At 56.0% G+C, this 13,002-nt stretch carries 11 protein-coding genes; 6 read left to right on the forward strand and 5 right to left on the reverse strand.

The genetic code is table 11. From position 1 onward, the window contains the following. Nucleotides 1-14 precede the first annotated feature (14 nt). From VFA09_21105 to VFA09_21115, 3 genes are read right to left on the reverse strand one after another with little or no spacing between them, the layout of a single operon-like run. Nucleotides 15-2,018, reverse strand: a complete 2,004-nt coding sequence (locus tag VFA09_21105; GenBank protein ID HZU69784.1) for a hypothetical protein — start codon at nucleotides 2,016-2,018, stop codon at nucleotides 15-17. A gap of 1 nt (nucleotide 2,019) precedes the next feature. Then, nucleotides 2,020-2,742 (reverse strand): response regulator transcription factor, encoded by a 723-nt coding sequence (locus VFA09_21110; protein ID HZU69785.1) that lies wholly within the window; start codon nucleotides 2,740-2,742, stop codon nucleotides 2,020-2,022. Continuing rightward, complete coding sequence (locus tag VFA09_21115) at nucleotides 2,742-4,286, reverse strand: ATP-binding protein (GenBank protein HZU69786.1); 1,545 nt, start codon at nucleotides 4,284-4,286, stop codon at nucleotides 2,742-2,744. The genes VFA09_21110 and VFA09_21115 overlap by 1 nt, the downstream gene beginning before the upstream one ends. A gap of 141 nt (nucleotides 4,287-4,427) precedes the next feature. On the opposite strand from VFA09_21115, the gene trmD reads away from it, so the two are divergent. After that, complete coding sequence (gene trmD, locus VFA09_21120; GenBank protein HZU69787.1) at nucleotides 4,428-5,159, forward strand: tRNA (guanosine(37)-N1)-methyltransferase TrmD; 732 nt, start codon at nucleotides 4,428-4,430, stop codon at nucleotides 5,157-5,159. Nucleotides 5,160-5,174: 15 nt separating this feature from the next. Here trmD and VFA09_21125 read toward each other — a convergent pair whose 3' ends face one another. Further along, nucleotides 5,175-8,144 (reverse strand): DNA translocase FtsK 4TM domain-containing protein, encoded by a 2,970-nt coding sequence (locus tag VFA09_21125; GenBank protein HZU69788.1) that lies wholly within the window; start codon nucleotides 8,142-8,144, stop codon nucleotides 5,175-5,177. 153 nt (nucleotides 8,145-8,297) lie between these two features. Between VFA09_21125 and VFA09_21130 the strand changes: the two genes are divergently transcribed. From VFA09_21130 to VFA09_21145, 4 genes are read left to right on the forward strand one after another with little or no spacing between them, the layout of a single operon-like run. Continuing rightward, a complete protein-coding gene (locus VFA09_21130; GenBank protein HZU69789.1) occupies nucleotides 8,298-9,197 on the forward strand; it encodes an MBL fold metallo-hydrolase in 900 nt (299 codons plus the stop codon). 44 nt (nucleotides 9,198-9,241) lie between these two features. Further along, nucleotides 9,242-9,994, forward strand: coding sequence for a site-2 protease family protein (locus VFA09_21135; protein ID HZU69790.1), 753 nt, complete (start codon nucleotides 9,242-9,244; stop codon nucleotides 9,992-9,994). Between the two features lie 15 nt (nucleotides 9,995-10,009). After that, nucleotides 10,010-10,762, forward strand: a complete 753-nt coding sequence (locus VFA09_21140) for an HD domain-containing protein (GenBank protein ID HZU69791.1) — start codon at nucleotides 10,010-10,012, stop codon at nucleotides 10,760-10,762. A 3-nt stretch (nucleotides 10,763-10,765) separates the two neighbouring features. After that, nucleotides 10,766-11,614: a segregation/condensation protein A gene (locus tag VFA09_21145; GenBank protein HZU69792.1), complete on the forward strand. Its 849-nt coding sequence runs from the start codon at nucleotides 10,766-10,768 to the stop codon at nucleotides 11,612-11,614. 218 nt (nucleotides 11,615-11,832) lie between these two features. On the opposite strand, the gene VFA09_21150 is transcribed toward VFA09_21145, so the two are convergent. Beyond that, nucleotides 11,833-12,105 (reverse strand): hypothetical protein, encoded by a 273-nt coding sequence (locus VFA09_21150; protein ID HZU69793.1) that lies wholly within the window; start codon nucleotides 12,103-12,105, stop codon nucleotides 11,833-11,835. Nucleotides 12,106-12,431: 326 nt separating this feature from the next. Here VFA09_21150 and VFA09_21155 point away from each other — a divergent pair. Continuing rightward, nucleotides 12,432-13,002, forward strand: a 571-nt coding sequence (locus VFA09_21155) for a hypothetical protein (protein HZU69794.1), incomplete at its 3' end; no start/stop codon positions are given.

Here is a 13,002-nt window from a genome sequence, read left to right on the forward strand (position 1 = left end):
ATTCATCATCGACTCTAACCAATTGTCGCGCTCACTTGATAATGGGCCAGTAGTGTCGTCTCGGGAGCATTGGCCGAGACGATCAAGACAACTCGCGTGGCCTGCGTACCAAAACCTGGAATGATCAGTTTGCCCTGGCCGCTCGCAAGATCAACCGGCATTGGCACCACCCGAAAGGTTGACCCTGAGTAAATGAGCGCCTGCACATCGTAGTGTTCTGGCAACACGTTATTCGAACGTATGAAACCCTTGCTTACCCAGCCATTATCGCTGTCAACCGCATCCTGAAAATTGAGCTGTGGTATACGAATTTGATCGATGGCAAAGCCCTGAAGACTGACAGCGTCGTCCGTGACTGTTTCAAAACGCACCTGAATATTTTTACCGCTGTAAGGTGTCAGGTCCACGCTCTCCTGCACCCATGAGGGAGTGCTGCCGCCGCTGGCAGCGGTATAGCCATTGCCCCAGTTCAAACCGTTCGGATTGCTATTCGTCGTATAGTTCCCCTTGAGCGTAGTCCAGTTCGTACCATCCGTTGAGACTTCGACGAAGGCGTAATCATGGTCTTTTTCCAGGTCGAACCAGGTAGCGAATTGCAGCGCGACATGCTTTCCCTTCAAGCTCGTCAGGTCGAAGCTGCGCGTTAGCGTGCTGTCCATAGTATCATAGCTGTTACTCCACCATTCAGCGGGCGACCCGAGCGGGTCATTACCAATAACACGAACGGTAGGGGTACCTTTGAGACTGATTGCGAGCGTTCCGCGTCGCCCTTGCGGTTGAAAATCATAATACTCGGCTGCATATTGATGAACCGCGTCCGTTTCGGTGCCTGGATAATGAGTGATGGAGTGCTGTGGATTGACGCCGGGCAGGTCTATAGAAAGATAGCCGTACTCGCCCTGATCAACGTTGGGATCTTCCACGTAATTGGCGATGAGCCACTTGTTGAACACATCCATGAAGCGATCAGTATAACCATGCTTGGCCAGCACGTCGTCAAAATTGGTAGGAGGCGTCGCGGGGTCCTGCAATAGCTCCTTGAGCACACTATAACCGCCGTAATGTTCCGCGAAATAGTCCATAAAAAGGTAGCCCGCTCCATAGTGAGGCAGCGCGGCATTGATATCATTGCTCCAATCGTTGAGCTGAGTGTCGGGCGATTGCACGAATGCGAGATCAACCCCTTCCGCCGGATATCCATTGATCTGCTGCGCCAGGACTGACATGCCTTCGTTCACCCAGCCTGGATCGGAGGGATGCAGGTGCCAATGAATCATGAGCTGGAACTCATGCGCGAGTGTGCCATTGTAGTCCGCGCTGCCGGGAATAGTGCTATCCAGGTTCACATAGAACATTTCGCGCTCGTTGCTATAAGGGTTCACACTGGTTGGATATTCGTCTATCTCAGAGAAGTACCCACCGGTATTTGTTCCTAAGCCGGCGGCGTTGAGTATTGTCAGATGTACATCATCGTCGATGCCAGGACTCCACTCGCTGCCAAAATTTGCGCGCTCGGTGGGATAAATCTGCTTTTCGAAGATAGTGGCAGATGATGCAAGGGCGGCCAGATTCACCTGTTGCCCATCTTCTACATACATATACACATGCGGAGTGATGTTCACCAGCTTTGCGCGGATACGCGAGTATGTATCGCTATCAGAGTTATGGAGCCAGAAGGAGTCTTCCTGTCCAGGATGCGCATTGAGCGGCTTTGTACGCCCCACATGTGGGATCGGCGACGAGGTATGCAATTTCAGTCTCTGCGCAAGACTATACAGGTCCCGCACGGGATGCGGCGTCATTAAAAGTAGCTGTTCCGTTTCTAATATGTCCGGCAGATCCACCACTGTAGGCGCCGGGAGATTGCTGCCCGGTACCTGGGTAGGAGTTGGTGTAGCAATACTCATTGGCGGACCGCCACCTAATGAACAGGAGGAAACAAGTAGCGCGAGCAAAAGCAGCACAAAGTAGCTGGTCGTAGTATGGCCAGCTACTTTATGCTGCTTTTGCTCATGCATATTACTGCTCCTCGATTTCTTTAAAGCGGTAACCCACGCCGCGTTCCGTCAGGATGTATTTAGGATGCGCCGGATCGACCTCGATCTTCTGGCGCAGGTAGGTGATGTAGAGGCGCAGGTAGTGCGCCTCATCGCGGTATTCACGCCCCCAGACCTTGGAGAGCAGCGTTTCATGCGTCAGCAGCTTCCCGGCGTTATTGACCAGGTGATACAGGAGCCGGTACTCAGTTGGTCGCAGGACGACTTTCTTGCCGCGCACAATCACTTCACGCTTCGAGAAATCAATTTTGAGATCGGGATCGACGACAATCTCTGTCTTGCGGGCCGGAGGAGCCATGAAGGAGCGGCGTAACAGCGCCCGGATGCGCGAGAGCAGTTCGCGCGGGCTAAAAGGTTTGGCAAGGTAATCATCGGCTCCCAGATCAAGCCCGCGAATCTTATCCTGCTCGCTCTGGCGCACGGTCAGCATAATGACGGGCACGGTTGAAACCTCGCGAATATTGCGCAGCGTCTCAAAGCCGTCCATTTCAGGCATCATTACGTCCAGCACGATCAGATCTGGCAGGTGCTCGCGCAGTTGTTCCAGGGCCTCGATGCCATTGCTCGCTTCCAGGACGGTATAATGCTCCAATTCCAGATTCATCCGTATGAAATCGCGGATACGCGGCTCATCATCAACGATGAGAATGGTCATATCGCGCGCGTCAAAAACTTCCTTCTCCATCAAAACACCACCATCGGTAAATAGGCTTTTTCTTCACGTGGCAAACTGAACGAAAATGTCGAACCCTGGTGCAGGGTGCTTTCGACCCAGATATGCCCACCATGCGCCTCTACTATAGCGCGGCTGATGTATAAGCCGAGTCCTGCCCCCTGGGTTGAGCTGGACATGCTCTCTCCTGCGCGATGGAAACGATTAAAAATTTGTTCCTGTTCGCGCAGTGAAATGCCCATGCCAGCATCGCTCACGCTCACAATTACTTCGTCGCCCGTCGCGCGACAGGCGATAGTCAACTCGCGTCTATCCGGCGAGTATTTAATAGCATTATCCAAAAGATTTTGCAACACCTCTTCAATACGATCTCTATCCGCCATCACTGTGGGCAAGTTAGGCGGCAGATTCAGTTCGACTTTCACATCCGGGCTTTTCACGCGCAGGCGATGGACGACGCTTATGATCAGGCGCGCCAGGTCAAGCGGGGCGATATCCATTTGCAGGCCACCTGCCTGGATGCGCGAGGCATAGAGCAGGTTCCCCACCAGCTTATTGAGGCGGTCAGCCTCCTCTTCTATCGCGTTCAGCCGCGAGCGCAGGCTCTCCGCGTCAAACGTAGCGTCCGCGCGTGCCAGCGTCGAGGCATAGCCCTTGATGATAGCGATAGGCGTCTGCAATTCGTGCGAGATCACCGAGATAAAGGTCGAACGCTGTTCCTCCTGCTCGCGCTCGCGCGTAATATCGCGGATCGTCAAAATACCGCTAACTGGCTCACCTTTCGCCGAGCGCACGCACGAGGCCGTGACGCTGACATCGAAGCGCTGCCCATCGCGAGCCGAAATGACAACTTCGCGATTGACGACCCTCTGCCCGGCAAAGGCCTGCAGGATGGGCGACCCCTCCAATCCCAGTTCGTTGCCCTGGCGGTCTCTTGGGCGCAGGACTTCATAATAGAAGCGCCCCAACACTTCACTTTCAAGCCAGCCGGTCAGCCTCTCCATAGCCGGGTTGAAGTCGATGATACGCAGCGCCGTATCGACCGTCAGGATACCCTCGTCGCTCTGCTGGAAGATCGCCGCTAACCGTAATTGCTCCTTTACCAGCGATTGCGATTTTAAAGCCGAGCGCAGGCCGGATGCCAGGTGCGTGATGAACAGGCGTATTGTACCACCTGGCTCTTCGGCGCTCTCGAAGCAAGAGCGCGCTCCGGCCAGGCGCACGGCATGCAGCATACCGAGAACGCCCGCGTGATCGTACAGGAATAGCGAGCAGCGTTCGTAGGCCGGCGGTTCCCTACCCGCTTCCAGGGATTCATCAGCTATTCCAAATTGCAAGGTCAACGCCGGCGGTAAGGTATCGACCAGCAGAGGGCAGGCCGAGTTCGGCTGCTTGCGCTCGCGTACATATGCTAATAAATCTACGCAGGCAGCCTCGTCCAGGTTGTATAGCGTATATTCGGTACTACTCTGCGGGTCAAACGCTTCGTTGGATACGACGAAGACCCCGGCAACGCCGTTGAGCAGCCTCACAGCGCTGCCAATCAGAATAGTCATTTGATCATGTAAATCCTGGGATTGTTGTATCTGGGACAGGGACATGCTTCCTTCGACCTCAAAAACCACTTGCTAACACGAGGCAACAATGCTATTGTAACACAAAACGCGAGAATTGGCGTACCAATAGCGAGGTTTCTCATGCATTTCGACATCTTTACGCTGTTTCCCGACATGTTCCAGGGGCCATTTTCCGAAAGCATTCTCAAGCGCGCGCAGGAGCGCGGGCTGCTCAGCATTGCCCTGCACAATATTCGTGATGCCACGACCGACAAACACCACATTGTTGATGACTATCCCTATGGCGGCGGGGCTGGCATGGTGATGAAGCCGGAGCCGATTTTTGCGGCGGTCGAGGCCGTCTACGCGGGCGGGCCAATCATCCTGCTGACGCCCCAGGGCCGTTTATTCAACCAGCACATCGCGCGAACGCTGTCCCAGGAGCCGCGTGTAACGTTGATCTGTGGCCATTACGAGGGCATCGACGAGCGCGTGCTGCAACACCTGGTGACCGATGAAATCTCGATTGGCGATTACGTGCTGACCGGAGGCGAACTGGCGGCCATGGTGGTGGTCGATGCGACGAGCCGCCTCATTCCCGGCGTCCTGAATAGCGAAGAATCAACGCAGGAAGAATCGCATAGCGGCAACCTGCTGGAGTATCCACACTACACGCGCCCGCCGGAGTTCCGCGGCTGGAAAGTTCCCGACGTGCTGCTTTCAGGCAATCACGCCGAGATCGCGAAGTGGCGCCGCAAAGAGTCCCTGCGCCGCACGAAGCAGCGCCGCCCTGACCTGTTCGCGAAATTGGATTTAAGCGATAAGCTGGATGCAAGGTTGGTGAAGGAGTTGGAGGAGGATTCTCTACAATAAAAGGGACGGCGCCCACTAGGAGCCATTCCCCTGCCCCTGCGAAGGCCGATTCGCATTCATGGCCTGTTTCTTCAGGAACTCCTCGCGGGCCTTCTCCTCGGCAATGATGTCAGCGGCCTCGTCGGCCATCGTCCTGCCTTCACCGCGATTGCCATTGCCGCCATTTTTGAACGGGCGGTTATCGTAGACTTCGCGCGGGCGACCACCCGGTTCGGAACGGCCTATCACGCCTCGCTCCTCCAGCAGGTCGATCAGGCGAGCGGCACGCGAGTAGCCGATGCGCAGGCGGCGCTGCAAGAGCGAGATGGAGGCGCGTTCGTACTCGTGGACGACCTGCTCCGCCTGGTCCAGCAACTCATCGTCGAGTTCGTATTCATCGGAGATGCGCTCGCTGACCTCCCAACCGGGTTCGACGGGCAATGGGGAAGCTGCCGCTCCATTCCCGCCATTGGCTGCCGCCGCTGCCGCGGCATGTTCTGTTGCCTGCTGCCGCCAGTAATTGACCAACCTTTCAGCTTCATCGTCGGCGACGAAGGCGCCCTGGATGCGCTCGGGTTTGCCCGCGTCCGCCGGGAGATAGAGCATATCGCCGCGCCCAAGCAGGCGCTCGGCTCCTCCCATATCGATAATCGTGCGCGAGTCCACAGCTGAGCTGACCATAAACGAGATGCGGGTGGGAATATTGGCTTTGATCAGGCCGGTGATGACATCGACGGAAGGGCGCTGCGTGGCAACCACCAGGTGAATGCCGGTGGCGCGTGCCAGTTGCGCGAGGCGGCAGATCAGTCCTTCAACCTCTTCGGGAGCGGCCATCATCAGATCGGCCAGTTCATCGATGATGATCACGATGGCGGGCAGGTTCTTCAGGACGTTATCGCCACGAGCAACACGTTCGGCCCGCAGTTTGCGGTATCCATCCAGGTTGCGCACGCCCAGCTGTGAGAAGAGACGATAGCGTTTCTCCATCTCGCTAATCGCGATTTTGAGCAGGCCCACGACTTTGTCGACTTCGGTGACGACCGGCGAGAGCAGGTGCGGGATGCCATTGTACATGTTCAGTTCGACCATTTTGGGATCGACCATCAACATGCGCACATCATCGGGCGTGGCCTGGGTCAGGATGCTGCAAATGATGGCGTTAATGCTAACCGATTTACCAGCCCCTGTCGCTCCGGCAATCAACAGGTGCGGCATGCGTGCCAGGTCACCCACACGCACGGCACCCGCCACATCTTTGCCCAGCGCCACGGCCAGCCTGGATTTTGCCTTTGCTGCCTGGTACTCCTTGCTTTCCAGGATTTCTCGCAGGGTGACGAGGCGGCTGTTCTTGTTCGGAATCTCGACGCCGACGTAGGGGCGACCGGGCACCGGCGCCTCCATACGGATATTTTTCGCTTCCAGGACAAGCGCGAGATCATTTTGCAGGGCCATGATACGGCTGACGCGCGTGCGCGATTCATAGACGATGTTACCGGCAGCATCTTTGATGGGCACCTGTCGCCCCTTTTCATCGACCTTCATGGCCGGTTTGCCCGTTGGTCGAATGCCGAAACGGATCACCGTGGGGCCAATGCTGATATCTTCGGGCCGCACTTCTGCCTCGACGCGGAAACTACGCAGCGTATCCTGGATTACCTTCGCCAGCGAGGAGGTATCATCGCCGAACAACTGCAATTTGACTTCTTCAGGATTGTTCAGGATGTTGGTATCGGGTAGTTTCCAGGGCGATTCAAGGCCGGGTTTAGCGGCCTGGGCGGCTACTTTAGGCGGCCTGGCGCGCAAAGGATTGGGGGCAAGCGGCTCCATCTCGTCTTCATCGTCGAGAGCGTTATTGTTCGCGGCATGCCTGCCGTTCCCGGTCATCTCCTTAAAAGGCAAAGGTTGCTGGCGCGCGCCCTGCACAGCGGCTTTATGCTCTTCGCGATCCAGTGGCTGGGGAGAACGCGCCCCGCGTGGAACAAGACCTACCTGCTGCTTATGCACGTTAATGTCGTTGTCCGGGTCGTCATCATCAAAATCGGCGTTGAATTCAATCGGGCCTGAATCTTCTTCCAGGTCGTCCTCACCAGCGTTGGGCCGCATTCCAGAGCGGGCCGGCGCTCCCGCCGGTGCCGGCGCAAGGCTACTGGCGTAACGGCTGTACTGCGGGCGCTGGCCAAGAAATGGCGAGGGCCGGTTGCCATAGGAAGATGGCCGGCGCGCGCCAGAAAAGGTTTTGCCGAAAAAGCCGGTGACGATACGTACATGTCCGAGTGTGATGCGGAATGTGAGAATGGCCGCGATGATGAACAACCCTATAACCAGCACGTGCCCGGCCAGGGCAGGCCAGCCATTCAATGGCGCTACCAACAATTGGCCGACGATACCGCCGGTTCTCCCATGGCCGATGAGCTGGCTTTCAGCAAGTAAGAGCAGCAAGAGGACAAACAGGCCGAAAACAAGGGACATACGAATGAAGCGCGCATTGCGCAGGCCCTCAAGAAAGTGCGCGCAGGCGAATATAAAGAGGCCGAATGCCAGCGGATAGGCCGACCAGCCAAAGAAGTCAACAAAGAAGTTCGAAAGCGGGCTGAACAGGGCAATCTTATGCCATATGGTAAGGCTGAAGATCAGCAAGACCGAGAGTCCGATCAGTACAAGCCCATAGATGCGCTGCTGGTGATGCGGCTTCAGATTATTCCAGCCTCTGACCATCCTGCCGATGAAGCGCACATCAGCGGGCGCCGGAGTGGAGGCCTTAGGAACAGGGCGATTAGCAGGCGCTGCGCCCTTGGGTCCCTGCTTCTGGCCGCGTGATTGCCCCTGGCCTTTGCGATTAGGAGCACTGGCACGCTGTTTCATCACATTGCCTCGCTGCTCGACGCGCATGCTTTCGGAGCCAATGCTGCCTGCTGCCTTGCTGACGCGGGAATTTTTATTCGCGTCTATGCTAGGCCCCACTCGCCCCGCAAGCCGCGGCGCCTTCTTCGAATCGTTGCCTGCCATACGCTTGTACTCCTTGCTGAAGAGCCACCAGGACAAATGTATCATAGCGCATTTGTTCGACAGAAGCAAGGGGTATAGCCTATGGCCTTTTCCACAATCTCAAGATATAATAAAGCAATTGCACGACAGTTTTTCCAGGGCAGGAGCAATGTTATGATAGACAGGCATCATTTTCGAGTTCGCTTCTGGGGTGTGCGTGGAAGCTATCCCACCCCAGGGCCGGGCACCATCCGCTACGGCGGCAATACGACGTGTGTCGAGGTAGAGGCCGGTGAGCACACACTGATCCTTGACGCCGGCAGCGGGATCATTGGCCTGGGAAAAGATATATTGCGCCGCGCCGCGGAAAAGCCGCTGTTCATTACGCTGCTGCTTACCCACGGTCATAACGACCACCTGCTTGGCCTGCCTTTTTTTGTACCACTTTTTGAGGAGCGGGCGCACATTGATTTCTTTGGGCCGCGTTTAGGGGGAATGAATATTGAGCAAGTTGTAACCCCGGTGATGGCTCCTCCGTATTTTCCAGTGGATATGAGGAAATTACCCTCGCGACGCGCGTTTCATACGATAGGCGAAGAGGAGCAGATTATCTGGTGCAAGGGCGAGAGAAGACCGGCTATCCTGCTTGCAGGAAAACAGGCCGCGGGTGAAGCAGAGGTGAGTGTCACTGCCAGGCTTACGAACAGTCATCCCCTCGATGGGGCGGTCGTCTATCGCATCGAATACGCAGGCCGGGCAGTGGTTTTTGCCACCGATGTAGAATGGAGGGAACAGCTTGACCCTGAGTTTCTTACATTCGTGGAGGGGGCAGATGTGTTGATACATGACGCGCAATATACCGTGGACGAGTACGAACATGCCAGGCAGGGCTTCGGCCATAGTACTATCGAGATGGCAACGACAGTGGCGCAGGCCGCCCACGCCGGCAAATTAATCCTCTTCCATCACGAACCAACATATGACGATGACAAATTAGACAGTATTCAGGCGGAAGCGCAAACCCTTTTTGCCAATACATATTCAGCCTTCGAAGGCATGGAAATTGATGTGTAACCGCATCCTGCATGGATGCGCTCAAGAAATGAGTGAGGATAAGCATGTCCGCAAGCGATATAAATGTTGTTCTGGCAATCATGATCATTGTCTCATTTTTAGTGGCGATTATACTCCACGAGTGCGGTCACGCGCTGGTCGCCTCCTGGCTGGGCGACCCTACTCCTCGCCGCGAGGGAAGACTGAGCTTCAACCTGTTCGCGCATCTCGACCCGGTAGGAACGCTGCTGGCCGTAATCCTGGCCTTCTTACCGGTAGGAGCAGGACCGGTAGGCTTAGGCTGGGGCAAGCCGGTCAAGTCCGACCCCTGGAAGCTGCGCGGCGGCCCGAATATGGGGACATTGTTTGTAGCGCTGGGTGGCATCGTTACCAGCCTGGTTGTGGGACTGGCTTTCGCCGTCGTGCTGCGCTTTGTTTTTCCCCTACATTTTTTTCAAAATGATGTCGCAATTCGCCTGCTGCAGCTGATCGCGGTCTTCGCCAGCGTCAACATCAGCTTAGCCATCTTCAACATCATCCCGCTGTATCCACTCGACGGGTATCAGATACTCTATACGCTGCTGCCCAGCCGGCAGGCGGTACAATTCGCCAAATCCGCTCCCTACGGCCCTTTTATCATCCTGGGGCTTTTGTTTCTACTACCTTTCTTAGGACAGTTGTCAGGTCTCGGCGGCTTTTTCCTTTTCCATATTCCTTATTACATCCTGCTTGGCTCTCTCAATATCATCGGGCCTGTATCTGGCCTGCCGGTTGACGTTGTCACAGCTCTCTATGTGTTTAACTTCCCATTACTCTGAACGATGAAAACGCTTTTGCATGCGCTGGCCTATCGCCTCTGGCAGGTAGGCCAGCAACTCGGGTTCGTAGCTCCGCTGACGGTTGAGGAACATGAGGAGGTTGCTCGCTGGCTTCCTTCTTCCGCTCTGCCCCTCTTTCAAAGCATGTCTGCTGCCGACCAGCGCCATTCACTGAGAGTATGCCGGGGCTTGCAGGCACGTGGCTGCCAGGATGAAGATATGCTCGCGGCAGCATTGTTACATGATATTGGTAAAGCAGGCGGGCGCGTGCCTTTCTGGACACGCCCGGTCATCGTGCTGGGCAAAATGTGCGCGCCACGCTTACTGGCGAGAGCGGCCCTGGATCCACGTATATATGGGGATGTGATACTGGGGGCCGATAATGAGTTTACACCAGCAAAATCGGGAAGCATATGTGACTCATGTCATTCTGAGCGCAGCGAAGAATCTCTGGCGCGCTGGACACAGATTCTTCGCTGCGCTCAGAATGACACGGCCAGGACCACTCGAATTGCCGATGTTGGTCATGAAACTTCATTATCGGCCCCATCCCCCCAAAAACGCTATCATCTGATCCCTACGCATTTCATACGTTCTATAGTAATGAGATGGCGTCTTTCACTGGGTTATGCCTGGTTTCACGCCGAAATTGGCGCTGAGCTGGCGGCTGAAGCTGGCCTGTCGGAGCGGACCGCTCTTTATATTCGCACGCATCACCAGCCACACGGCCCGGCGGCGGAGTTGCATATCGTAGACGAGGCTTCCTGAATCATGCTCGATCAGACAGAACAATTGCATGTTGACGAGATAGTGCCCATCAATGGCCAATCGACCCGCTACGTTGTGCGCCTGCCGGTTTTTGAAGGCCCGCTTGACCTCTTGCTCCACCTCATTGAAAAGCGCCAGATGGAGATCACCACCATCTCGCTGGTAGCGGTGACCGATCAGTACCTCGAATACCTGCGGCAATGGCAGGAGCCTGATGGCATGCCGCTGGCGAATATGGCCGCGTTCATCTCTATCGCCTCGCGCCTGCTGTTCATCAAATCGCAAAGCCTGCTGCCGCATACATCTAAAGAGGAGATGACCGGCGAGATGGAGAGCGCGGCGGCGATGGCGGAAGAATTGCGCGCGCACCTGCTCGAATATAAGCTGGCAAAGGAGATCGCCGGCTATTTACGGCAGCGCGAGGAGGCCGGCCTGCAAACCTACGGGCGTTCCGGCTTACTGGCCGGTATCGAGGCCCAGCTGGATTGGGCGCCTCCCATCCTCCTGGGGATGGAGGTTCAGACGCTGGCCCAGGCTTTCCAGCGCTTGCTGGAGATACACGCCAGAGAAGAGGCCGGCAAGAGCGTGTTGATGCCGGCAGCGCGCGTGCGCGTGAGCGAGCGTATTGCCGCGATTGTAAGCCTTTTGAGCGCGCGCCCCAGTGTGCTGCTCGCAGAACTGATCGAACACGAGCAATCCCGCCTGGTCATCATCGTAACCTTCCTGGCCGTCCTGGAAATGTGGAAGCGAGCGCGTATCATCGTGCGGCAAGAGGCGCTCTTCGACTCAATTGTGCTAGAGCGTGGAGAGCGCTGGGGCGAGGAGATGGACGTGGCGGAGGTGGAGGAGTAGTGTGAGCGTCTGTACGCCTTGTTGCTCTCGCGTTGCTAGCCGGAGAGGGACCGGTCTATTTCATTACCTACTGATCTGAACATGGGTGTTTGCTCATGCTGAGCCTGCGTTTTGCCGCCTGCTGATGCCAGCACTCACAGGAATCGTGTGCCCTAACCAGGGAATAGTGGAGGTATCCTTTTTTCCTGTGTATATGAGCAGGGTGGTCCCTGCTACTTTCAATCGTGAGTTGTTTCTGGCTCCTGATGTGCAAAGTACCATTCTGCTACAGGACTGTCAAGATGGTTAGCAAGGTCATAAGGCTGTGCCTGGATACGCAAATACAATGCTCTCCCGCATTGGGGGCAACGTACCAACGTCTCAGGAATGCTGAGGCCAACGATTGAATGCGCATGCAGCGTTATAAGTGGCACACTATCAGGATGGTGGAACGACCATTCCAGGTGGCAATAATCACACACCTTCTTGATAGTGATGTCAATTTTATTCATTTGTCATCTTCCTTTCCCATACGCTTTACTGTTTATCGTCGCTGATATGCCCCGCTTCGTCTTCGACCATTATAGCAGTGTTAAGTAACATCCTGCACACTATCGCCAGACAGACACGAGATGCAGCCCGCCCCTATTCACCGACTGAGTAGTAATTGACCTGAGCAATTCTCGTAGCGGGGGTGGGGTAGGGCTAAACGCCTTTCTCAAATGCACGAGCAACATTTCGCCCGCGAACGATATATTTGGTGCTACCCGCCAGCGCATCAAGCAAGAGCAGCGGCGAGCGCGAAGCGCGTAGCTAGCGTGGGTGGCGGAGTTGCGGCGTGGCGGCAAGCGGCGCGGGGGCTTATCAGCAAGCTACCTACCAGTCCTCGAGCCTGCTGAGCCAGACCATCAACACCTATCCCACCACCTCCAATGCCTGTGTGAGCGGCCCTCCATCCAGCTGGAATCCCTACGATGCTTGCACCATCGCACTCCTCAGTAGTGTCACCACCGAATTCGATGGCAACAGCACCAGCAATGCCCCCTGGATCGAACACGACTACACCTACGACGACTACAACAATGGCCTCAACACCAACAACACCTATCACAATCTGACCAAGGAAGTCATCAAAGGCTCCAACCTGCCCAGCGCGCCTCCTACTCAGCTCTATCCGCTGACCGAGACCTGGAGCTATACCGTCAACAATAACAACGGCCAGGGGGCTGGACCTACTACACGGTCGATACCGTCACCCACAGCGAGAGCGATGATGCCGCCGGCAACAAGTGGCTGTGCCAGTCCACCACCTATGATGAACACCCGGGCACTAATAATCCCACCCCTGCCGCTGGCAGGACTATACTGGCAAGGCGCCTGGGGGCACTGCCACCTACGACGACGCGCTG

The sequence above is a fragment of the Ktedonobacteraceae bacterium genome (genome assembly GCA_035653615.1).
Taxonomy (GTDB): domain Bacteria; phylum Chloroflexota; class Ktedonobacteria; order Ktedonobacterales; family Ktedonobacteraceae; genus DASRBN01.